The following is a 22,904-nucleotide window of genomic DNA, read 5'->3' as shown; positions in this document are numbered from 1 at the left end:
GCCAACAATCGAACTCTTAAGGTTCACTTAATCTCTGACGCGCATACTCTCCTCCAGGACAACGGAGGAGAGTGCAATGAAAAACCGTGTTTATGAAAGTTTAACGACTGTGTTTAGCGTGCTGGTCGTCAGCAGCTTTCTCTATATCTGGTTTGCCACGTACTGATCTTTTTTCAGCCGTACCCAGGCGCGCGTGCCGGAAGCCTCTTCCCGGTTTTGCAGGAAAAACTGCCCGTGATGCAACTGTGTGATGCGGCTGACAATACTTAATCCCAGACCAATCCCGCCATAACGGCTGTCCATTCGTACAAACGCTTTGCTCAACTCTCCGCATTTACTCTCATCAATGCCAGGCCCTTCATCTTCAACGGCCATGACCGCTCCGCCAGCTTCTTGCAGCTTAATCATAATGTTGCTGCCTTGCGGGCTGTAACGATGGGCGTTTTCTACCAGGTTTCGCAATAACATCCGCAGCAGGGTTGCGTCACCCTGAACGGTGATGTCGGCGGCGCTCTCTGGCAATAGCAGGGTTTGCTGGCGCTGGTCGAGCATGGTACTGAGTTCGTCATACGAGGGGAGAATGACATCTTCCAGCAGTTTTACATGTTGATAATTACCGGAAGAAAATGACTGTCCGGCGCGCGCTAGTTGTAACAGCTGGGAGACGCTCTCCATCATCTGATCAAGCCGTGCCACTAACGGTGCTACATCAATGTGATGCGTTTTCGCCAGCAGTTCCAGATGCAAACGCACCCCCGCCAGTGGCGTTCGCAGTTCGTGAGCGACGTCAGCGGTAAACAACCTTTCGTTATCCAGCGTGCTGGTCAGGCGACTGACCAGATCGTTCAACGCCGAAACCACCGCTTCGATTTCGAGGGTGGCACTGTGAATGGCTATGGGCGTTAAGTTGTCAGCGGTGCGCGCTTCCAGCTCTTTTTGCAGTTCCGCCAGCGGGCGTGTGATGCGGTGCACCGCCTGATAGCAGATAAATAGTGTCAGGCTGACCATAAATACGCCGGGAACAATCAGGCTGGCGACTGCTTCGCGGATCTCACGCATGATGTGGCGATCGTTGTTGCGATTGTCACGTAGCGCCTGCTCAAACAGCTGAATTTGCTCGGTACTTTCATGCCATAACCAGAAGACGCTGATCAGCTCAAACACCAACAAAATGGCCCCGATGGTCAATATCAGCCGTTGGCGCAGCGATATTGGTCGGCGCAGAAAACGCATCAGATTCAATTATTTTTCCTCATTTGCGACCAGCATATAGCCAAAGCCGCGCACGGTGCGGATACGTGTTTTACCCACTTTGTCGCGCAGGTTGTGGATATGCACTTCCAGGGTGTTGGTCGAGGGTTCGTTGTCCCAGTTGTAGATATCGTTGTAGAGAATTTCCCGATGCACGGGGCTGCCTGCTTTGAGCATCAGCCGCGATAGCAGAGCATATTCTTTGGGCGTCAGAATCAACTCTTCGCCGCCCATCCATACCTGACGGCGACCCATATTCAGCGTCAGATTGCCAACAATCAGCTCACTTTCGCCCTGATTATTATGGCGTCGCAGCAGGGCGCGGATGCGGGCGTGTAACTCTTCCAGCGCAAAAGGTTTTACCAGATAGTCATCGGCACCGACATCCAGCCCGGCGATTTTGTCGGTCAGGGTATCGCGAGCGGTGAGGATCAGTACCGGCAGGGTATATTTTTTCTGCCGGATACGGGCGAGAAAATGCAGCCCATCTTCGTCGGGTAAACCTAAATCCAGCACCACCAGGCTATAATGACCGGCCTCAAGGCTTTGCTCCGCCATCCGCGCGGTCGTGACTCCATCGCACGCGTAGCCTTCGGTTTGTGCCGCCAGAATCAGCCCCTGCAATAACAGTGTATCGTCTTCAACAATCAGAATTTTCATTCAGTCACTCTCCTGCAAGTTTGCAGAATATCATCCGCAGCCTGGTAATACTTCGTTTCGACGCCGGTTAATCCCAACAGGGTTGAGAATAAATTGTCCTGTGAATAGTGCTGCGTTTGTGCCTGTTTTTGCAGGCAGCTCTGGTCAATCTGATACCGCTTTTGATAATCCTCCGATAACCACAGCAGCATCGGTACTTGTTTTTGACTATCAGGCGCGATGGCATAAGGCAGGCCGTGCAGGTAGATGCCATTTTCACCTAACGATTCACCATGGTCAGAAAGATAAACCAGGCTGGTGGTAAATTTATCCTGATGTTCTTTCAGCAGATTAATTGCTTTATCAACAATATAGTCGACGTAGAGCAACGTATTATCGTAAGTGTTCACCAGTTGTTCTTTGGAACAGGTCTGGATCTCGTTGGTGTCGCAGGTGGGGGTAAATTTCCTGAACTGCGGCGGATAGCGGTTGTAATAGGTCGGGCCGTGGCTACCGATGGTGTGTAAGACAATCACGCCATCACCTTGCAGGTTATTGATGTACTCTTCCAGCCCGTGGAACAGCACCTCGTCATAGCATTCGCCGTTGATACACTGGCCGGGCAGGTTCAGCGCGGTGACATTCTGGTGTGGTACGCGGTCGCAGACACCTTTGCAGCCACCGTCGTTGTCATTCCATAACACATTAATGCCCGCTCGCTGAATGATATCCAGCACGCCTTCCTGGTGCTGTGCCAGCTCTTCTTTGTAATGCTCACGCGGCATATCCGAGAACATGCATGGCACAGAGACAGCCGTTGCCGTGCCGCAAGACGCGGTATTGGGGAAATAGACCACGTTATCTTTCGCCAGACGCGGATTGGTTTCACGTGGGTAGCCGTTGAGTGAGAAATTCTCTGCCCGCGAGGTTTCGCCGACGATCAGGATGGTCAGATTTTTACGCTTCTCGTTTTGCATTAACGGGTTGCGGTGTGCATCCTCGCCAATGCGAACCAGCGGCAGATTTGCCAGTCGCTGGTGGGAATACCATGACCAACTGGCAACAATGCTGTTGGAGGGGCTTAAGGATTTCACCAGCTCTTTGTTGTTGCGAAACAGCGAGGCGTAGTCTTTATAAAACAACGCGGCGACCAGCAGAATCAGCAGTACAGAAATCAGAATATTGGCCCCACGGAAAAGAACGCTACGCAGGCGTGAGGTTGCGGGTTTGATTTTTACCCAGCAGGCAATCAGTGCAGCAAGAACCCCGCTTAATCCCAGAGTTAATAACATCTGCGGTGTCATTAACGCGTAGCTTTCCGCAGGTGTGGTATCCATGATATTGGCAACCATCGAACGGTCGATGACGATGCCATAAGTCATTATGAAATATTGCGCAGACGCGCCGACAAGAATAAACAGGCAGGCCAGTGGACGATTAAGCCATAAGAAAGAGCCTAGCGTCAGGACAATATTAATCACGCTGAACGCGACGACCGGCATCGATAAGAAAACCAGTACGTTATGCATTGAATCCAGCGGTAACGCCTGTAACACCTGTTTAAAAAAGGCAATGTTCAGGCAGATAGCAATATAAAAAGAGGCCAGCAATAGCCAGGCGAGTAAATTCAAAGAGGGTCTTTTTAGAAGGCGCTTCAACATCACGGTGTTTCCATCGAACAAAGTGCGCATATGCTCGCAAAGCAAAGTTAAGCCAACCTTAAGTTCTTAAGGTTGGCTTTTATGTTTGCTGGATTAAGGGGGCTTAATCTTTGCTTATTGGTGCATCTAAAGGATAGGGGTTTTTATGCAGTCGGTTGTAGTTCAGCGTGTACATTGCGGTAATCACCATCAGCGTGACGAATGACCACATAACCTCTTGTGCGCCAGAACCGACCACCGCCCAGATGCAGTAAAGGAAGGCGATAGTGGTGATAGCCAGATACGCCGGACGCGCTTTACCAAAGTGACCGTGGCCTAAAAGTAGTAAAGCTGCACAGGTATAAAGATAAGGCACCAGGGTAAAGATTACCGATACGGAAGAGACCAGACCGAACTCTTTGGTTGCGTTTGGCGAAATGCTGCTGAACTGGAAGATAGTCATCAGGATACCGACGATAATCAACCCGGCTACCGGTGTGCCTGCTTTGTTGACGCGGGCAAAAATCGGTGGGAACAGACCGTCATCGGCAGCGGCTTTCGCCGTTTGCCCGGCCAGTAATGTCCAGCCGCCCAGCGAACCTAAGCAACCAGCCGCCGCACAGAAGGAGACAATGGCCCCTGCGGTATCACCCAGCGCCATCCGTGCAGCATCACCGAAAGGTGAGGCGGAAACGCGCAGTGCGGCGTTGGGGATCATCCCCATAATCGCGGTGGTCGAGAGCACATAGCAAACGGCGGCAATCAATACCCCGCCAATGGTGGCGATAGGGACGTTGCGTTTCGGGTTTTTCACCACACCCGCTGCAACGGAGGCACTTTCCACACCGATGAACGACCACAGCGTAACGTTAAGGGTACTTTGAATTGCACCGAAGGTGCCCAGGCCGCTGACGTTCCATGCCGCCATATAGGTTTCTCCGTGGAACCAGAACCAGCCGAATACGGCAATCCCGACGATTGGGATCAGCGCCAACACGGTAGCGACGGCCTGCACGCGGGTGATCATTTTCGGACCGACGATATTAAGCAGAACGAAGATCCACAGCACCACCACGCAGGTGATGGTTAATACCCACGGATCTTTCAGGAGCGGGAAGAAATAGCTCAAATAGCCGACGCCAATGACCACCATGGCGATATTGCCAATCCAGCAGGCCAGCCAGTAGAGAACGTTGGTTTGATATCCGAGAAAAGGACCGAAACAGCGGCGCGCGTAGGCATATGAACCGCCAGGGCTGGGATCGAGGAACGACATTTTGGCGTAGACCATCGATAAAGCCAAAGCACCGATAATCGTCACCAACCAACCATATATGGCAATACCGCCAGTTGAGGCCAGGTTTGCAGGTAACAGAAATACACCTGACCCCATAATATTCCCCGACACCATCAGAGTAACGGGGATTAAGCCCACTTTGTGAGCATCAGCATCCGAAGACATAATTAAACTCCTGCGAAGGCGAGCTTCGTGACAATAAATTACGTCATATCATACGCCTGCATTCGCGCATTGAATTATCGTCAGTCGGGTTATCGCTGATGCCGTTATTAATATATCTCTTCGTAAAGGTTATAAATCAGGCGACAGAACGTTCTCTGTGTTGGCTAACATAATGGAGTGGCGTCATGCCATAGAAGTCTTTAAATACAGAAATAAAGTAAGACGTGCTGTTGTAGCCACAGGACTGTGACACCTGTGAGATATTTTTTCCATCCATCATTAATTCATTTACAGCATAACGCATCCGGCAGGTGGTTATTATTTGGCTATAACTGGTGTTTTCGCTTTTCAGCTTTTTCTTTAACAAACTTGGGCTAAGACATAAACAACTGGCTACCATACTAAGATTCCAGTCTTTATGGATATCGCTTTCAATGATTTGATAAACGCTGTCGCTAACACAATTACGTAACATATACATAAGTAGAGAAAGGAATTTTTTACTGTCGAGAAAGCGAGAGAGCACAGTGAATAATAATGCACGTGTTCGTTCTTTTTCCGACTCTGTTTCAGCAGGCGCTGTGCTATGTTGCGCCGCAACGCGAAACACCTCTGGTGTAAGGCATGGCAGGGAAATAATCGGTGTGGCGCTACGTTGCCAGACCGGTATTTTCGAGAGATCTTTATTCAGAAAACGGAGATAATCTTTGATGATGTCTAGGCTAATATACGCAATCAAAGTGTTATTCAGAGAGGAGACGTCGATAATATTATTTTCACAACTTAATAACGCCATATGGTTAGCCTTCAAACTTATAGGCTCTTTCCCATTCACTCTTAGCCAGACATCTTTTTCAGTTAATAAAACTATACAAGGTTGGTTGCTGCAAATCCTCATACATGTACTCCTGAAATGCAAAGAAAAATAGTGGATCTCGCCAACATAGAGAGATACCGGGGACTGGTTATATAATTGTATGACGAATCAAAACATGCATAAAAATAACGTGTTTTACTAATATTACAAATTTTTATAGTAATTTCTCATGTACAAAAATTTTTACAGAGTGGTGAAGGGTAAATAATAAACAAAAAAAGCGCGGGGTGGGACCGCGCAAAAAGTATGACATTTTTGTTTGCAGCAATTTTTATGAAAACGTTGCCATACTCAAAAGGCCTCAGGCCAGGCGGCGTAATGTTATTAAAACAATTACGCCTTCAGCGGAATAGTGGTTACGCTTTCACACACATTACGTGGTAAATACCGTCAATAATTTCTGTACCTTCAGTTTCGTGTTCAAATCCAGGGAAATGATGATCCCAGGATTGCAGCGAGCGTAAATAACTTACCTGCGGACTGTTTTTATCGCCGAAGTTTTCACCAGACAGCAGCATCGGGATTCCTGGCGGATACGGGATGACTGAGTTCGCCGCAATGCGTCCTGGCAGATTTTCAATGGATACCAGCTCGACGTTGTTGTCGACAATCGCGTTGTACGCTTCACGCGGAGTGATTTCAGCCACCGGCAGGCCAGAATAGGCTTCGTTTAACCGTGCACCTGGGTTGTTTTCTTTCAGCCAGGCAAACATTTTGTCGCCCAGATCGTGAATCCCCATGTTCGCGTAAGTGTCAGGATATTGTTCAACAAGTTCCGGCATCACCTGCGCCAGCGGTGTGTTGGCGTCGTAGTGGCGTTTGAAGGAACAGAGGGTGTTAACCAGAGTTCCCCATTTCCCTCGGGTCACACCCATTGAGAACAGGAACATAATCTGGAAATCGGTGGTGCGAGTTGGCACGATGCCGTGGTGACCAAGCCATGCGGTAACCAGTGCGGCAGGTACGCCAGTCTCTTCCAGTTCACCGTCTTCACCCATCCCCGGTGCGAGGATGCTGACTTTAATCGGGTCGAGCATACTCCAGTTGTCCGGGATATCTTTAAAGCCGTGCCAGCTTTCGCCCGGATGCATTACCCAGCAGTCCTGAACGGTGGTCAGCAGTTTGCGTGGCGCGTCGGCAAAGTCATAGGTTTTGCCGGTTTCCGGATCGGTAACCACTTCTTTATTCCACGGTTTAAAGAACCAGCTACCTTCGTCAGTAAACTCTTTATACAACCGTGCCATTGCCTGGCGGAAATCGACCGCTTCATCGATCACTTCCTGAGTCAGTGACAGACCGCTGTTGCCGTCCATCATTGATACAGCCACATCGTTTGATGCGCAGATGGCATACAGCGGGGAAGTGGTGGCATGCATCATGTATGCCTGATTAAAGCGGGAGAAGTTAATCGCGCCCCGGCCTTCACGTACATGAATATAAGACGCCTGCGACAGCGCATTCAGCAGTTTATGTGTGGAGTGGGTAGCGAAAACGGTTGGACCGTTGTGATTGCCTGGTTCACCGCGCATTGCATAGTGATCGGCATAGATCGGGTTAAACCGTGCGTAGCCATACCAGGCTTCGTCGAAATGCAGACGGTCAGAGGTTTTTTCCAGCAGATCCTGCGCGTCTTTGGCGTTATAGCACACGCCGTCGTAGGTGCAGTTAGTCACCACGCAGTAAGACGGTTTTTGTCCGACTTTGTCTTTAGTCAGCGGGCTTTCACTGATTTTCTTCTGCAAGGTTTCAGGCTGCATTTCCTGCGGGTAGATTGGCCCGATAATGCCGTAGCGGTTGCGGCTTGGCACCATGTATACCGGTTTCGCGCCAGTCAGCATTAAGCCTTGTTCAATGGATTTGTGGCAGTTACGGTCAACAACGACCACGTCGTTATCGGTCATGCAGGCTTGCATGATGGTGCGGTTAGAACCTGAAGTGCCGACAACGACTGACCAGGAGCGATCGGCACCAAATACGCGCGCGGCATATTTTTCGCTTTCGCCAAATGCGCCAGTATGGTCAAGCAAAGAACCGAGAGAAGTTCGTTCGATCCCCATATCGGTGCGGAACAGGTTTTCACCATAATAGTCATGGTAGAAACGTCCGGCTGGCGTTTTAGTGAACCCCACTCCGCCCTGGTGACCCGGCGCGGCCCAGGAATACTCATGGATGTCGCTATATTTCATCAGCGCGCTGAACAGTGGCGGTAACAACTGTTGACGGTAGCGGGTCATCGCGGCGATGGCGCGTCCGGCAATAAAATCGGCAGTATCTTCCAGAATCCAGGCGAATTCATCGACAAGCTCCAGCAGGTCGCGATCCAGAGCGGCGATTGATTTTTCCCGATCGCCTAACAGGAATACCGGCACATTTTGCTGGCGTTCATGAAGTTTACCGATCAATTCTCTGACGTTTTGATGTTCGTCTGGATGCTCCATTTGATAACTGAACATCAGACAATCAATAGCTTCATTTGAAGAGAGAATGGCAAAACCATCATCGAATGAGGTTGATTTAATGACGGTAACATTTTGTTGGCTCAAGGCATTCGCCAGACGTTCAACGGCGCTACCGACCCAGGTGTCCTGATGTAGAAACTCGCTTTCAACAATTAATACTTTCATCATTGTTTACCCGGTTGTGAAGGAATCTTCGTTGCGGGCAAGTATCTTCCGGGCATTTCAGGCTGTAAAGCGATTGAAAAATAAGCATTTTTAATTTTTTATTATTATAAACATAAGCTTATATTAATTTTTCAATTAATTTTCAATGTTTATTATCGACAGCTAAATTATTTTTTTGGCTGATACTGATATCGTTTTTAACCGGGAAGTGTCTGGCGGCGCTGTTGGCTAAGTTTGCGGTATTGTTGCGGCGACATACCGACATATTTGGCGAAAGTACTGTAAAAACGACTGCTTGAACGAAAACCTGCCGTCAGGGCAATATCGAGAATACTTTTATCGGTATCGCTCAGTAACGCGCGAACGTGGTTGATGCGCATCGCGGTAATGTACTGTTTCATCGTCAACTGCATGACTCGCTGAAATATCCCCATCGCATAGTTGGCGTTTAGTTTGACGTGCTCAGCCACGTCGTTGATGGTCAGCGCCTGGTCATAGTTTTCTGCAATAAAGCCCAGCATCTGGCTGACGTAAAATTGCGCATGGCGCGAGACGCTGTTTTTGTGCGTGCGCGAGGTTTTATTGACCAGAATCGGTTCCCAGCCGGAGAGGCTAAATCGCTTGAGCATCAGGCCAATTTCATCAATGGCGAGCTGGCGGATTTGCTCATTCGGGCTGTTCAATTCCTGCTGCCAGCGGCGCACTTCAAAGGGGCTAAGTTGCTGTGTCGCCAGCGATTTAATCACCATGCCGTGAGTGACGTGGTTTATAAGGTCTTTATCCAGAGGCCAGGAGAGAAACAGATGCATCGGCAGATTAAAAATCGCCATGCTCTGACAGGTTCCGGTATCGGTTAGTTGGTGTGGCGTACAGGCCCAGAACAGCGTGATATGCCCCTGATTGATATTCACTTTTTCATTGTTGATCAGGTATTCCACATCGCCATCGAAAGGCACATTTACCTCAACCTGACCATGCCAGTGGCTGGTGGTCATGACATGTGGTGCACGAAACTCTATCTCCATCCGCTGGTATTCTGAATACAGAGACAGCGGGCTGCGGGTCTGTTTTTCATCGCTGCTACACATAAAGGTATCTGTATTCATGGATGGATCTCTTTCCTGGATTATCAGAATTATGGCATGAGTGGCTGAGGATGACTGCGAATGACGACACAAAACGTAAAGAGAGAGGATTTTCTAAGGGCTAATTACTCTGTTTTTCAGGTAATTTAGTCCCAAAAACTCAGATTTACTGCTAAGTAACCCCAGATCTGAGTTTTCGGGAATGCTCAGTGGGGAAGCCGGAGGCTTTCTGCGAAATCGCCTGCCATGATGAAGTCATTCAAACAAGCCAGGAGATCTGCATGATGTCTGCACCCAAAATTACATTTATCGGCGCTGGTTCGACAATTTTCGTAAAAAATATTCTTGGTGATGTGTTTCATCGCGAGGCGCTGAAAACGGCGCATATTGCTCTGATGGACATTGATCCAACTCGCCTGGAAGAGTCGCACATTGTGGTGCGTAAGCTGATGGATTCAGCTGGAGCCAGCGGCAAAATCACCTGCCACACGCAACAGAAAGAAGCCTTACAGGATGCCGATTTTGTCGTGGTGGCATTTCAGATTGGTGGTTATGAACCTTGCACGGTGACTGATTTCGAGGTCTGTAAGCGCCATGGTCTGGAACAAACTATTGCCGATACGTTGGGGCCGGGCGGCATTATGCGCGCGCTGCGTACCATTCCGCACCTGTGGCAAATTTGCGAAGACATGACAGAAGTCTGCCCCGATGCCACCATGCTCAACTACGTTAACCCGATGGCGATGAATACCTGGGCGATGTATGCCCGCTATCCGCATATCAAACAGGTAGGGCTGTGCCATTCGGTGCAAGGAACGGCGGAAGAGCTGGCGCGTGACCTCAATATTGACCCCGCTACGCTGCGTTATCGTTGTGCGGGTATCAACCATATGGCGTTTTACCTGGAACTGGAGCGCAAAACCGCCGACGGCAGTTACGTGAATCTCTACCCGGAACTGCTGGCGGCTTATGATGCAGGTCAGGCACCGAAGCCGAATATTCATGGTAATCCTCGCTGCCAGAACATTGTGCGCTATGAAATGTTCAAAAAGCTGGGCTACTTCGTCACGGAGTCGTCAGAACATTTTGCCGAATATACGCCGTGGTTTATTAAGCCAGGCCGTGAGGATTTGATTGAGCGTTATAAAGTACCGCTGGATGAGTACCCGAAACGCTGCGTCGAGCAGTTGGAGAACTGGCACAAAGAGCTGGAGGAGTATAAGAACGCCTCCCGGATTGATATTAAACCGTCACGGGAATATGCCAGCACCATCATGAACGCTATCTGGACCGGCGAACCGAGCGTGATTTATGGCAACGTCCGTAACGATGGCTTGATTGATAACCTGCCGCAAGGATGTTGTGTGGAAGTGGCCTGCCTGGTTGATGCAAATGGCATTCAGCCGACCAAAGTCGGTACGCTACCGTCGCATCTGGCAGCCCTGATGCAAACCAATATCAACGTACAGACGCTGCTCACCGAAGCCATTCTCACCGAAAATCGTGACCGTGTTTACCACGCTGCGATGATGGACCCGCACACTGCCGCCGTGTTGGGAATTGACGAAATATATACCCTTGTTGACGATCTGATTTCCGCCCACGGCGACTGGCTGCCAGGCTGGTTGCACCGTTAAGGGGTAATCGCTTCCGGCGCTTTGGTAATTAAGCCATAGCGCCGGAGCTGGCGACAGTGAAGGCGAGCAAGCAATATCACCGTAGTTAATGCGCCCAGCAGCGCGCAGAACATATCAGATTGCGTGTCCCACTGGTCGCCCTGGGTGCCGAGAAAATCATCCGCTCCCTGACCCATCGCCAGCGCCGCCCACCACTCGATCAACTCATACATGGCGCTTATCGCCAGTGCTACGCAGCAGACCAGAAACGCCACCATTTTGCGTCCGCGCACGTACATTCCACGCACGAGGATTTCTCGCGCCACCAGTGCAGGCACCAGCCCCTGGAAAAAATGCCCCAGCTTGTCATACGGATTACGGCTTAACACCAACCATTCCTGTACTTCAAAACCGATGGGGACTTTCGCGTAGGTGTACTGACCGCCGACCATCAGGATGATGGCGTGAAAGAAAATCAGTGCATAGAGCAGCGGCGTTAACGGATAACGTCTGGCGGTGGTAAGCAGCAACGGTACGACAATAATTACCGGCGTCACTTCCATCAACCAGGTGAGTTTGTCATGAGCCGAAATTCCGGTGTAAATCAGGATTAACGTCAGCGCCAGTGCGCCAGTGTTAAGAATTAACGGCTTGAGTGTGCGGGTCATGGTGAGTTCGCAAGTCAGGGAAAATACTGACTATTCACCAGCAAGCGTGAAATTACAATCGCAAAAGAGGTGGCCCAGGGGGATCACCTGGCAGTATGCCGCCAGGCGCTGGGCCAAAGAAGTTACTTAGTGCAGTTCGCGCACTGTTTGTTGACGATTTGCTGGAAGAAGTCGTTGCCTTTGTCATCGACCAGGATAAACGCCGGGAAATCTTCTACTTCGATTTTCCAGATAGCTTCCATACCCAGTTCCGGATAAGCGACACATTCCAGATGCTTAATGCTCTGCTGTGCCAGCACTGCCGCCGGGCCGCCAATGCTGCCGAGGTAGAAGCCGCCGTGTTTATGACACGCGTCGGTGACTTGCTGACTGCGGTTACCTTTCGCCAGCATGATCATGCTGCCGCCGTGGGATTGCAGCAGATCCACGTAAGAGTCCATACGGCCTGCGGTGGTTGGGCCTAAAGAACCCGATGGATAACCGGCTGGCGTTTTTGCCGGACCTGCGTAGTAGATCGGGTGATCTTTGATGTACTGCGGCAGTTCTTTACCGGCGTCGATCAATTCTTTCAGCTTGGCGTGCGCAATATCACGACCGACGATAATTGTGCCGGTGAGTGACAAGCGGGTGGATACCGGATACTGCGAAAGCTGGGCGAGGATCTCTTTCATCGGACGGTTGAGATCGACTTTCACCGCTTCGCCTTCACCCGCCTGACGCAGCTCTTCAGGAATATACTGACCTGGGTTGTGTTCCAGTTTTTCTATCCAGATACCTTCGCGGTTAATTTTCGCTTTAATGTTGCGGTCAGCGGAGCAGGAGACGCCCATACCCACCGGGCAGGATGCGCCGTGACGCGGCAGGCGGATTACGCGGATGTCGTGAGCGAAGTATTTACCGCCAAACTGCGCGCCGAGGCCGAGCTTCTGAGCCTCTTCCAGCAGTTCTTGTTCTAACTGAACATCGCGGAACGCCTGACCGTGTTCGTTACCTTCAGTCGGCAGCTCATCGTAATAGTGAGCACTTGCCAACTTGACGGTTTTCAGGTTGGTTTCCGCAGAAGTACCGCCAATCACAAACGCGATATGGTATGGCGGGCAGGCTGCGGTGCCGAGGGTACGCATTTTCTCAACGAGGAAGTTTTTCAGTTTACCCGGAGTCAGCAGGGCTTTGGTTTCCTGATAGAGATACGTTTTGTTGGCAGAACCGCCGCCTTTGGCGACGCAGAGGAATTTGTACTCGTCGCCATCTACCGCGTACAGGTCGATTTGCGCAGGCAGGTTAGTGCCGGTGTTGACCTCTTTGTACATGTCCAGCGGTGCGTTTTGTGAATAGCGCAGGTTATCTTCGATATAAGTGTTATAGACGCCTTTTGATAAGGCTTCTTCATCACCGCCGCCGGTCCACACTCGCTGACCTTTTTTACCGACGATGATCGCGGTGCCGGTATCCTGGCAGGTCGGCAGTACACCTTTGGCGGCGATTTCAGAGTTTCTCAAGAATTGCAGCGCCACATACTTATCGTTTTCACTGGCTTCAGGGTCGTGAAGAATAGAAGCTACCTGTTGCTGGTGTGCCGGGCGGAGCATGAAAGAAGCGTCATGGAAGGCTTGCTGCGCCAGCAAGGTCAGGGCTTCAGGTTCCACCTTCAGGATGGTTTCGCCGTTAAATTCGGCAACACTAACGTAATCGGATGTGAGCAGATAGTACTCGGTATTGTCTTTCCCCATCGGGAAAGGCGTCTGATAAATAAACTCTTTATTTGACATAGCTTCCAGCCTGTAACTCTGTATTTGTTATACGAAAATGGCGTGCCGCACAGCGACGGGCAGCACGCAGAGTGCAATTACAAGAACCCGTACATCGCAGCGAAGATCCAGCCGAAGACGCACGATACGCTCACACCAATCAACCCTGGCAAAATAAAGCTGTGGTTGATGACGAAGCGGCCGATGTGGGTGGTTCCGGAACGGTCAAACTGAATCGCTGCCAGATCGCTCGGATAGGTCGGCAGGATGTAATAACCATAGCAAGCCGGTGCTGAAGCCACGATGTATGCCGGGTCAACGCCAATCGCCAGTGCGACCGGAACAATCGCTGCCAGTGCAGCGGCCTGGGAGTTAACAAACTTGGAGACCAGCAACAGAACAATGGCATAAGCCCACGGATACTCTTTCACCATTTCGCCCAGTACGCCCTGAATTTCAGACATATGCGCACCGAACATGGTTTCTGCCATCCACGCGATACCGTATACCGCCACGATGGCAATCATACCGGAACGGAAGACTTCATTTTTTGAGATGGACGCGGGATTGGTTTTGGTCAGGATAATAATCAGCGCCCCGGTCAGCAGCATAAACATCTGGATAACCAGTACCATCGACAGCGGTTTGCCGCCAAAAGACGGACGCAGGTCAGAATCAGCACCAAGAAGTGCGACCACCGCGATTGCCCCGAGGAAGATCCACATTGCCAGCCAGTTGCTTTTCGGCAGTTTTTTATCCAGCAGCGTGGCGGTGTCACCGTAAACGTACTCACGGTTTTCTGGTACGGAGATGAATTTCTGGAACTCTTCGTCTTTGTCCAGATCTTTACCACGGAACCAACTGAAAATACCGATCGCCAGGATACCTAACAAGGTAGAGGGGATGGTAATCGCAAGCAGGTCGAGGAACTCAAGGTGACGACCATCAAAGGTTACGTTCCCCAGCATTGCGACCAGCGATACTACGGCAACCGACACCGGACTGGCGATAATCCCCATCTGCGCGCCGATAGAGCTCGCCGCCATTGGGCGTTCCGGACGGATGTTGTTCTTAATCGCAACGTCGTAGATGATCGGCAGGATGGTGTAAACCACGTGACCCGTACCGCAAAGAATGGTCAGCGTACAGGTGACAAATGGTGCGACGATGGAAACATATTTCGGATTGCGACGCAGCAGTTTTTCGGCAATTTGCAGCATAACATCCAGGCCGCCAGAGGCTTGCAGGGTCGCCGATGCCGCTACCACCGCGATGATGACCAGCATGACATCAACCGGTGGTTTACCCGGCTGAAGATGGAAGACGAAGACCAGAATGACCAGGCCGATACCGCCTAATAAACCCAGCGCGATACCGCCCTTTCGGGCACCATAAAACAGACATATCAGTATTATGATAAGTTGGATGGTAAATAACATGTGTAAACCCTCGCGATAATCCCATTTAAATTCTTGCCAAATAGATCACAGCCACATTCTGTTTTGGATGAACTGTTATCAGAGACTGACTAAATATCCGTTTGGTCGTAACTGGCTTGAGTAAATACTTCACAGTGAATATTGGCTGATTCAGACAGCGGTAAATTTATGCACTGTGATAAGTGACTTTTTCAGAGGAAAATACTCTCTGGCGATGGGGTTATAGTTTGTGTTTCGCAGATGTTAAAGATCTGTTTTTCTCTATCTTGTTGATATTTATTGGTATAATTTTTGTTCTACAGACAGATATCATCAAGTTTATAGATTATTCTGATCTACCTATTTGTGGGTAAAAATACACATAATACGGATGACATAATAGTTAATTAACTTTTGTTAGCGTTTTGAAATTAAAAACTCTATTTATCCGAATTGATATTAATTCGCAGGGGATGAAGAGGGATAATTATATTTGATCTGGCACAAGTTTTACTGATGGCTGATGTAACTTGTGCCAGTGCTGGTTTGCATTACTGCAATAATTGTTACTTCCAGATAACTAATAACGCGTTATTGGCAATATTGCTTCAGTAATGAGTAATGCTCAGCCTGAATACGGTAGCGATAAACCGGACGACCGGTGACGCCATAATGGATACTGGTAACTAAGATGTGACAATTCACTAGCCAGATCAGATATTTGCGGCAGGAAACGCGAGAGATGTTAACCTCGTTGGCCAGCTCGTCGGTTGAAAATTCATAGTCCTGGTGAGCGTCAATCCACTGGCACAGCGTGCGTAAAGTCTGCGGCGTTAAGCCTTTTGGCAGACGGCGGGTATCCTGTTCGTTAGATGAATTGCCATGAATTAGCTGATCCAGCTCGGCCTGGTCATAGTATTGATGTTTCTCCAGCGCCATTTTCTTTTGTCGCCAGCCGATGAGCGCCTCTTCAAAACGTGATGCCTGGAACGGTTTGATTAGATAATCAACGACGCCATAATGCAGAGAATCCTTAATGGTTGCGGCATCAGCAGCCGAGGAGATGACAATCACATCGCTTTTGCATCGAGCGTTGTGCAGGACAGGCAGTAAATCGAGCCCGTTTTCTTTTTGCATATAGATATCGAGCAAGATCAGGTCGATAGGCGTTTCGTTGTTGAAGATAATCTCTTTGGCTTTCTCCAGTGTCGAGGCTGTTCCGCAGCATTGAAAACCAGGGATCTGCGCCACGTATCGGCGATTCAACTCCGCCACCATTGCGTCGTCATCGATAATTAATACATTGATCATTTGCTCGACCTCTCCCCATCCCAGGGTAACTGGACAAAAAATTGTGTGAAAATCCCGGGTTCCGATTCCACGGCAATGCTGCCGCCGAGATTTTCAACCTGTTGTTTGACAAGTGCCAGACCGACGCCTCGTTCACTTCCTTTTGTCGAGACACCTTTTTCAAAAATGTGATCGATTTTGTCGGGGGAAATTCCCGGACCATCATCGTTAATTTCACAGTGCAGCCAGCCGTGACGGTAGTGCAACGTAACGCTGATTTCACCACCGGGTTCTTGCCCTAATGCCTCCAGCGCGTTTTCTATCAGATTTCCCAGTGCGGTAATTAACGTTGCGACTTGATCTTCACTACCGCTGTCTGGCAACTGGCTCTCACTATTTAATATCAGCGTATGGCCTAAATCGGTCGCGCGGTTAATCTTGCTGATTAAAAAACCAGCGATAACCGGAGATTTGATTTTACCCAGCAAAGAGCCAATCTCTTCCTGATAGTTGTTGGCTGTTTTTAGAATGTAATCTTCCAACTGCTTATAACTCTTCAGATGTAATAATCCGAGAATCACGTGTAATTTGTTCATAAATTCGTGGGAGCGTTCACGAAGTGCGTCGGCATAGTTGACCAGACCATCCAACCGTTGCATTAGCTTACGAACTTCCGTTTTGTCCCTGAAGGTAGAGATGGCTCCGATGATAACGCCATTGCTGCGTACGGGTACGGTGTTGATGAGTAATAGCCGATCTTTGACGGTAACCTCTTCATCTCGTCGCGGCGTGCCGTCGCGTAATACTTCCGAGACATCCACCACCTGCGACCATGCCTGACTCAGTGTCGACAGCTTTTCATCATCCTGGGATTTGTGATAATTAAGCAGTTCTTGCGCGGCATCATTAATTAGTGTGACTTCGCCGCGCGCGTCTACGGCAACGACACCTTCTTTGATCGATTGCAGCATTGCCTGGCGTTGCTCAAACAGAGTTGAGATTTCGTAAGGCTCCAGGCCGAACAGGATGCGCTTAAGTACTTTGACCAAAATCCATGTCCCCAGCCCGCCAACCAGCACACCGAATAAAATTGACCAGATAATGCTCCAGCGACTGTCATTGATCTGCTGCGTTACGCGGCTTAGCTCCAGACCAATCGCCACCACGCCGATCTGCTTATGATTTTCGTCGTAGATAGGGGTAAATACGCGTAAAGCCTGTGCCAGAAAACCGCGATTAATCGCGACATTTTCCTCGCCGTTGAGCGCCTTCAGGATGTCGTCCCCTTTAAAGAGCTGACCAATGCGTTGGGTTTCAGGGTGCGAGTAGCGAAGACTTTGCATATTGGTAACGACAATAAACAGCAGATCGTTGCGTTTGCGTACAGCTTCGGCGATGTCCTGGATACCGCTCTCCTGCGGTTTTTTCTGCAAGCCCTGACGAATTTCTGGCGAGTCGGCAAGGGTACGCGCCACGGCCAGCGCCTTGTTAGCCAGCCCGTCACGCGTCATGTCGCTGATTTGCGAGAAGTAAACCAGATGCACTACCAGCAGCACCGAGAACAGCACTGCGCTGACCATTAAGATCACCGTGGTACTGAGTTTCATCGGACGTTTGCGTAACATGCGGCAGGGCAGTGAATGTCTCATCAGCTTCCTTGTATGACAAATTTCCTAAGCATTATCTCTGATGCTGCGGGTAATTCAAAGGGAGTAAGGGGATTGGCCATCCGGGGAAGCGGATTTGGTAACTGAAACTGCCAGTGTCGTCTGGCGATTCGGGAGCTATGCTTATAGCGAAAACCATACTTATGAGGGAGGGAAGGTCATGGATCAGGAACTACTGGACGTTGGTTATCGCTGCTATACCGGCGAAAAGGTCGATGTCTATTTCAACACCGCAATATGTCAGCATTCCGGTAATTGTGTTCGCGGTAATAGCAAACTGTTTAATCTCAAACGTAAGCCGTGGATCATGCCGGATGAAGTAGACGTCGCTACCGTCGTGAATGTTATTGATACGTGCCCCAGCGGCGCACTGAAATACCGTCTTAAATAAGCGAGGGGAAAATGGAAATACGTGAGGGTCATAATAAATTTTACATCAATGATGCGCAGGGAAATCAAATAGCTGAAATTGTCTTTGTGCCGACCGGAGAGAATTTAGCCATTATCGAACATACCGATGTTGATGAAAGCCTGAAAGGGCAAGGGGTTGGTAAACAACTGGTAGCGAAAGTTGTGGAAAAAATGCGCCAGGAAAAACGGAAAATTATCCCACTGTGCCCGTTTGCGAAACACGAATTTGATAAAACGCGTGAGTATGATGATATTCGCAGTTGAACAGATGATTTGTATCCGCCGTAAGTAATACAAATCTGTAACAATGTTGCTAATATGTTGTATGAAAATAACCCCGCACATGCGGGGTTATTAATCTAAGAACTATAGACTATTGGCATTGTAAAGTTAATTCATTGAATTTAGCTGTTTTATTTTTCAATTTGTAATTTACTTTACACTTTTGAGAAGGCTCCTCACCCCATTGTGCAATAAGAGTATCCTCTTCAGGTAACCCTGACATATACACCTGTCCTTGATCAGCAACAATACTGCTGTTAATGCTGTTTTCAGAATCTAATGTCACTACACTACCAAACGGTACTGGCTCGCCATTCTTCTGTATTAAGGTAATGATTGCTTTATTACCGACATTGACTTTAAACGGGGCGGAAACTAAAGCTCCTCGAGCAGGGATGACAGTAACATCTGTATTTAGCAGCTCGACATTATCCTTAACACTATTTACATCAAGCGAAATTTGATTTCGGTTATAGGGATTTAAATATGGGACAACGGCATATCCACGCGAGTCCGTATAAATACCTGAACCGTTCAATACTCTTACGCTGGCGGCATCACGAGCCTGAACCAGAGCACTGGCACTGTCCAGACTTAATGGCTGGGATAAGGTTAATCCATGTGGATGCAACGTAATACCACCGCTAATTCCGTATGTCCATTGACTGGACTCTTTTTGCCAGGCATAACCGCCGTTCATTTGTGCATAAGGTCCACGATAGTTAAGGGTAATGTTACCTGACTCTCCTCGGTTTTGATTCTGCCAGCCTTGTGCCACGGCATAGCTAAACTCACCATCCTGTGAGGAGCCGTTTAATCCAACCTGCTGTTGCACCTGACCATTATTCGTAATGGTATTCGTGGTTAAGAACAGGTTATTTCCATTCAGCAATGAGTTGAGCGGTACCGAAACAGATAAAAACAGCGATTTATCTGCCTCGTGGTAATACGGGCTTTTATTATATCCGAGCGATAGCATTGCCGAGATATAGCGGAATGGCAGCGAGTAACTCGCAGATAAGTTATATCCATCAGCGGTATCCCAGTACTGATCTTTACTTGCTGAGAGGTAGAGTTGTCCCCAGTCCTGAAGATCTTGATTTATCGTTGTTGATATACGTGAACGTTGATGATAACTGTTTATATTTTTCTCATCAACGAATCCATTCTGAATTTGTTGTAACTCATCAAAATCGTAGTAACCGCGTGTGGCATAACGATAGCCGGTAATATTCAATGTCGTATTTGTCTCACCAAAACCACGCGAATACATAAAACGGTAAGACTGTCCTTGCTGTTTTCCTAAAGACTTATAATTCTGCGAAAATTGTGAGCGAGCATGAGTGACATCCAGGGAGAACGCTCCAAAAAAATCGGAATATTTACCCAGGCCAAGCAGAACTGCTGCATAATTATCTGCTTTGATGGCACCACCATAAAATGTATATTCATCAGGCAATCCGATAGCTGCTGAAGACTGAACAAACTGAGGATCAGACACACTATTATTCAAAGTAGAACTTGAGCGATATTTCCCAAATGCCAGGTTATAGCGTAAGCGTCCCTGACGTTGAAGAACCGGTAAAACAGCTGTCGCCTGAGTAAAATGGCGAATACTGCCATCTGCCTCACGAATTTCCACCTCCAGGTCACCGGTGAATATTTGGTTAAAATCGCGTAATTCAAACGGTCCAGGTGGGACGTTTTTTTGATAAATGACAACACCGTTTTGCTTGACGGATACCTGCGCTTGAGAATAAGCAATGCCACGGACAACAGGGCTATACTGACTGAGCTCTGGTGCAATCATGCCATCATCAGATGAAAACTGTGCACCTTCAAAAGGAAAACTGTCAAATATCGCACCATCCGTTGAGGTCTGGCCTACGATAAATTGCCCTCCCTGAAGAAAAGAATAATCATGCTGTAGATAAACACTAACGGGTTGCCAGTGGCTCTCTTTATTATATGAGTTTGTTGACCAGTTACCGTTATGACGAAGGCGCCATCCACCAAGGTTCAGAGAACTGTCCAGAGATAAAAACTGACTACGACTACCGTAGCCATTATTATTTTGCTTAATTCCATTAAATAGATAGTTAACCATTAGTGCTGGCATACCTTCATCCCAGAGATGGGGTGGAGTACTTAACCAATCCTGAGGTTTGAGGTAGCTTTGTGGTATATTTAATATTAGCTTTTGGTTATTCGCATCGAATTTCTCTGTTGCGCCCTGAATAATATATGCAATATTTTGCTGGTAAGCAGATGGGGTAGATACGGAGAGCTTATCTGTATCAATCCCCCAGCGTTCCAACTGTTGAGGCGTCAGTCTGGCGGTTAGCTTATTATCTTGTTCGGTAAAATCAATTTTAATTTGACTATCAACTATTTTACCATTCATAATAACGTCAACAGTATATTCCCCAGGCGCCGCCCCACTCGCATTCATAAAATAACCTAGGTCAATGTTTTTAGCATTGTTACCATCAGATAATTCCAGAAAATCAGGGTTAAATGATAACTCATTATTATGACCAGAAACGGGAGACGCTGCCCCCCAACTGAACGCCGGGCACAGGAGTGCGATCCTTACCAGTAATAAGGATTTTTTTAATAAAACTTTCAAACTGCCTCCCGAAAAATGATGAAAAATATTAGAATTTAATATCTACAACCGGGTTTTTCCCACCATAATCATTAATCGTTGTATAACTAAAAGACTTTGCATTCTGTGTTGGTATTTTAAACTCCGAATATGGTGCAACCATGAAATCTTCAATTGAGGTTACTTTCTTATTGTTAATTTTTACATTATCCATTGTAATATAGTAAGGTGTTGTGTTTTCTATACTAATATATTCATTTTTCTTTAATATTTTTAGGGATTTAAATGCCGCGTTAACTTTGCCTGTTTCGTTAAGTTTATGCGGACGATAAATTAGTTTGATTCTGCTATTAATTGCAAATTGTAAATCAGAAGGTTTCGAACTAGTTTTATCATTACTAATCTCTTTTGGTGGAATTGCAAGCACATTAATTCGGAAAATAGATTCTTTATCTGTTGGTAATAAATTATCTATTTTATCGATTTTCAATTGAATGCTTTCATTAGGTGATATCCTGTAAAGTATTGGCGTTATAATGAATTTTTTACTTTTCCCATTATCGCTATAGTTGGATATCCATGACCGTAATAGCCAAGATTTATTTTCATTAAAGTTATTAACTTTTATTGATGCACTATTTTGTTGTGAGTCAAATATTACTCTTGTTAAGTCTAAATTTATACCTTCAAGGTCACGTGCAATAACTGGTGAAGATAACAGGAGAAGAAAAGTATAAAGTATTTTTTTTCTCATTTTTACTCCATAGAAAGCATGGTTGTATATCAACCATGCTTTGTTTATCAATGAATGAACATTAGGCGTATGTGGCAGTTACAACAAAAGATGCGCTATAATTACCTTGACCTACATCAGTTGCGTTGTTTGTTGACATTTTAACTGCATCGACACGTACAGGTAACGCAAACGTGTCGCTCGTAACACTGATAGGCTCTGATGGGCTATTGTCCAGCTTCAAATATTTAAAAACTGAGCCGCTATCTGTAGATACAGCAAAAGACAGACCCAGCCACCCTTGTTCTTTATTGTTAACTTTTGGATAAGCAACTACTTTATTCCCGGCAACCGCAGCAACATTGCTAGCCATCACTTTAAGATTAACGGATTGACCATTACATCCTGAAAACTGGATATTACCAGCAGGCTGTTGAACCATGGCGTTCAGTTGCTGTGTTTTATTGTACATCGCAGTGGTAACACTTGGCATTGTCACACTTTGTGGAAAAGTCACTGAACAAGTCGATGTTCCAACAGTGCCTGTTACCGCTATTGTACCAGTTCCGATGGTTGTACCAGAATTTGCTGCTGCCATAGCTGAACCTGCGGTCATGCTTAATAACAGCCCCATTGCGAGAAGTTTTTTATTCATAATAGAAACTCATTATCAAAAATTGTAAGATAAGATGAAACTCTTAATTAAATATATTTAAGCAACACTTACTTCGCATTTTGCATTTTCTGCATTGGCTTGGTTGTTGTTGCGATATCAATACTACTTTTTTTTGTTGTTTGATCAACAAGGGGCAAAATTAAACATTGTTTTTTAATTGACATTTAAGGTGTTGTAAATGTCAAAAAAACATTTTTTTTGATTTTTTT

At 47.6% G+C, this 22,904-nt stretch carries 19 protein-coding genes; 4 read left to right on the top strand and 15 right to left on the bottom strand.

Annotated features, from left to right (window positions below; all coding sequences use genetic code 11):
* Nucleotides 1-76: 76 nt before the first annotated feature.
* Nucleotides 77-166, top strand: coding sequence for an LpxT activity modulator PmrR (gene pmrR, locus WES_RS01925; protein ID WP_000797657.1), 90 nt, complete (start codon nt 77-79; stop codon nt 164-166).
* Here pmrR and pmrB read toward each other — a convergent pair.
* From pmrB to melR, 7 genes are all read right to left on the bottom strand, one after another.
* On the bottom strand, nt 142-1,242 hold the full coding sequence (gene pmrB / locus WES_RS01930; RefSeq protein WP_016159904.1) for a two-component system sensor histidine kinase PmrB: 1,101 nt from the start codon (nt 1,240-1,242) through the stop codon (nt 142-144). The genes pmrR and pmrB overlap by 25 nt on opposite strands.
* A complete protein-coding gene (gene basR, locus WES_RS01935; RefSeq protein ID WP_016159905.1) occupies nt 1,243-1,911 on the bottom strand; it encodes a two-component system response regulator BasR in 669 nt (222 codons plus the stop codon).
* On the bottom strand, nt 1,908-3,551 hold the full coding sequence (eptA, locus tag WES_RS01940) for a phosphoethanolamine transferase EptA (RefSeq protein ID WP_010353881.1): 1,644 nt from the start codon (nt 3,549-3,551) through the stop codon (nt 1,908-1,910). Before eptA ends, basR begins: the two co-directional genes overlap by 4 nt.
* Nucleotides 3,552-3,654: 103 nt before the next feature.
* Nucleotides 3,655-4,992, bottom strand: a complete 1,338-nt coding sequence (gene adiC, locus WES_RS01945; protein WP_000093133.1) for an arginine/agmatine antiporter — start codon at nt 4,990-4,992, stop codon at nt 3,655-3,657.
* 136 nt (nt 4,993-5,128) lie between these two features.
* On the bottom strand, nt 5,129-5,890 hold the full coding sequence (gene adiY, locus WES_RS01950) for a DNA-binding transcriptional activator AdiY (protein ID WP_001217092.1): 762 nt from the start codon (nt 5,888-5,890) through the stop codon (nt 5,129-5,131).
* Between the two features lie 335 nt (nt 5,891-6,225).
* Nucleotides 6,226-8,493 carry an arginine decarboxylase gene (gene adiA, locus WES_RS01955; RefSeq protein WP_077637380.1) on the bottom strand — a complete coding sequence of 756 codons (2,268 nt, stop codon included), beginning with the start codon at nt 8,491-8,493 and terminating at the stop codon, nt 6,226-6,228.
* Nucleotides 8,494-8,690: 197 nt separating this feature from the next.
* On the bottom strand, nt 8,691-9,599 hold the full coding sequence (gene melR, locus WES_RS01960) for a transcriptional regulator MelR (RefSeq protein WP_001090774.1): 909 nt from the start codon (nt 9,597-9,599) through the stop codon (nt 8,691-8,693).
* Nucleotides 9,600-9,859: 260 nt separating this feature from the next.
* Between melR and melA the strand changes: the two genes are divergently transcribed.
* Complete coding sequence (gene melA / locus WES_RS01965; RefSeq protein WP_016159907.1) at nt 9,860-11,215, top strand: alpha-galactosidase; 1,356 nt, start codon at nt 9,860-9,862, stop codon at nt 11,213-11,215.
* Here the strand turns inward: melA and WES_RS01970 are convergent.
* From WES_RS01970 to WES_RS01990, 5 genes are all read right to left on the bottom strand, one after another.
* The gene (locus tag WES_RS01970; protein ID WP_016159908.1) at nt 11,212-11,862 is read right to left on the bottom strand and encodes a DUF2238 domain-containing protein; all 651 of its coding nucleotides are present in this window, start codon (nt 11,860-11,862) and stop codon (nt 11,212-11,214) included. The genes melA and WES_RS01970 overlap by 4 nt on opposite strands.
* A gap of 122 nt (nt 11,863-11,984) precedes the next feature.
* Nucleotides 11,985-13,631, bottom strand: a complete 1,647-nt coding sequence (gene fumB, locus WES_RS01975) for a class I fumarate hydratase (RefSeq protein WP_016159909.1) — start codon at nt 13,629-13,631, stop codon at nt 11,985-11,987.
* A 77-nt stretch (nt 13,632-13,708) separates the two neighbouring features.
* Nucleotides 13,709-15,049 (bottom strand): anaerobic C4-dicarboxylate transporter DcuB, encoded by a 1,341-nt coding sequence (gene dcuB / locus WES_RS01980; protein ID WP_000899528.1) that lies wholly within the window; start codon nt 15,047-15,049, stop codon nt 13,709-13,711.
* Nucleotides 15,050-15,619: 570 nt separating this feature from the next.
* Nucleotides 15,620-16,339 (bottom strand): two-component system response regulator DcuR, encoded by a 720-nt coding sequence (gene dcuR / locus WES_RS01985; RefSeq protein ID WP_000611279.1) that lies wholly within the window; start codon nt 16,337-16,339, stop codon nt 15,620-15,622.
* Nucleotides 16,336-17,967, bottom strand: coding sequence for a sensor histidine kinase (locus WES_RS01990; RefSeq protein ID WP_016159910.1), 1,632 nt, complete (start codon nt 17,965-17,967; stop codon nt 16,336-16,338). Before WES_RS01990 ends, dcuR begins: the two co-directional genes overlap by 4 nt.
* A gap of 178 nt (nt 17,968-18,145) precedes the next feature.
* Here WES_RS01990 and yjdI point away from each other — a divergent pair, with 178 nt between their 5' ends.
* Nucleotides 18,146-18,376, top strand: coding sequence for a 4Fe-4S mono-cluster protein YjdI (yjdI, locus tag WES_RS01995; RefSeq protein WP_016159911.1), 231 nt, complete (start codon nt 18,146-18,148; stop codon nt 18,374-18,376).
* 11 nt (nt 18,377-18,387) lie between these two features.
* Nucleotides 18,388-18,660 carry a GNAT family N-acetyltransferase gene (locus WES_RS02000; RefSeq protein ID WP_016235258.1) on the top strand — a complete coding sequence of 91 codons (273 nt, stop codon included), beginning with the start codon at nt 18,388-18,390 and terminating at the stop codon, nt 18,658-18,660.
* A gap of 109 nt (nt 18,661-18,769) precedes the next feature.
* Here WES_RS02000 and WES_RS02005 read toward each other — a convergent pair whose 3' ends face one another.
* The 3 genes from WES_RS02005 to WES_RS02015 all read right to left on the bottom strand — a co-directional run bounded on the left by WES_RS02005 (nt 18,770) and on the right by WES_RS02015 (nt 22,674).
* On the bottom strand, nt 18,770-21,307 hold the full coding sequence (locus WES_RS02005; protein ID WP_016158916.1) for a fimbria/pilus outer membrane usher protein: 2,538 nt from the start codon (nt 21,305-21,307) through the stop codon (nt 18,770-18,772).
* 28 nt (nt 21,308-21,335) lie between these two features.
* The gene (locus WES_RS02010; protein WP_016158917.1) at nt 21,336-22,040 is read right to left on the bottom strand and encodes a fimbrial biogenesis chaperone; all 705 of its coding nucleotides are present in this window, start codon (nt 22,038-22,040) and stop codon (nt 21,336-21,338) included.
* A gap of 61 nt (nt 22,041-22,101) precedes the next feature.
* Nucleotides 22,102-22,674: a fimbrial protein gene (locus WES_RS02015; RefSeq protein ID WP_016158918.1), complete on the bottom strand. Its 573-nt coding sequence runs from the start codon at nt 22,672-22,674 to the stop codon at nt 22,102-22,104.
* Nucleotides 22,675-22,904 lie beyond the last annotated feature (230 nt).

The organism is Escherichia sp. KTE31, assembly GCF_000407925.1.
GTDB lineage: Bacteria > Pseudomonadota > Gammaproteobacteria > Enterobacterales > Enterobacteriaceae > Escherichia > Escherichia ruysiae.
The sequence above is the reverse complement of the archived record's forward strand: the minus strand, read 5'-3'. Positions and strand labels throughout refer to the sequence as shown.

Bases quoted from the DNA above. Each gene is read 5' to 3' on its own strand.
- pmrR (WP_000797657.1), top strand. From the start codon at position 77: ATGAAAAACCGTGTTTATGAAAGTTTAACGACTGTGTTTAGCGTGCTG.
- basR (WP_016159905.1), bottom strand. From the start codon at position 1,911: ATGAAAATTCTGATTGTTGAAGACGATACACTGTTATTGCAGGGGCTG.
- eptA (WP_010353881.1), bottom strand. From the start codon at position 3,551: ATGTTGAAGCGCCTTCTAAAAAGACCCTCTTTGAATTTACTCGCCTGG.
- adiC (WP_000093133.1), bottom strand. From the start codon at position 4,992: ATGTCTTCGGATGCTGATGCTCACAAAGTGGGCTTAATCCCCGTTACT.
- adiY (WP_001217092.1), bottom strand. From the start codon at position 5,890: ATGAGGATTTGCAGCAACCAACCTTGTATAGTTTTATTAACTGAAAAA.
- adiA (WP_077637380.1), bottom strand. From the start codon at position 8,493: ATGAAAGTATTAATTGTTGAAAGCGAGTTTCTACATCAGGACACCTGG.
- melR (WP_001090774.1), bottom strand. From the start codon at position 9,599: ATGAATACAGATACCTTTATGTGTAGCAGCGATGAAAAACAGACCCGC.
- melA (WP_016159907.1), top strand. From the start codon at position 9,860: ATGATGTCTGCACCCAAAATTACATTTATCGGCGCTGGTTCGACAATT.
- WES_RS01970 (WP_016159908.1), bottom strand. From the start codon at position 11,862: ATGACCCGCACACTCAAGCCGTTAATTCTTAACACTGGCGCACTGGCG.
- fumB (WP_016159909.1), bottom strand. From the start codon at position 13,631: ATGTCAAATAAAGAGTTTATTTATCAGACGCCTTTCCCGATGGGGAAA.
- dcuB (WP_000899528.1), bottom strand. From the start codon at position 15,049: ATGTTATTTACCATCCAACTTATCATAATACTGATATGTCTGTTTTAT.
- dcuR (WP_000611279.1), bottom strand. From the start codon at position 16,339: ATGATCAATGTATTAATTATCGATGACGACGCAATGGTGGCGGAGTTG.
- WES_RS01990 (WP_016159910.1), bottom strand. From the start codon at position 17,967: ATGAGACATTCACTGCCCTGCCGCATGTTACGCAAACGTCCGATGAAA.
- yjdI (WP_016159911.1), top strand. From the start codon at position 18,146: ATGGATCAGGAACTACTGGACGTTGGTTATCGCTGCTATACCGGCGAA.
- WES_RS02000 (WP_016235258.1), top strand. From the start codon at position 18,388: ATGGAAATACGTGAGGGTCATAATAAATTTTACATCAATGATGCGCAG.
- WES_RS02010 (WP_016158917.1), bottom strand. From the start codon at position 22,040: ATGAGAAAAAAAATACTTTATACTTTTCTTCTCCTGTTATCTTCACCA.
- WES_RS02015 (WP_016158918.1), bottom strand. From the start codon at position 22,674: ATGAATAAAAAACTTCTCGCAATGGGGCTGTTATTAAGCATGACCGCA.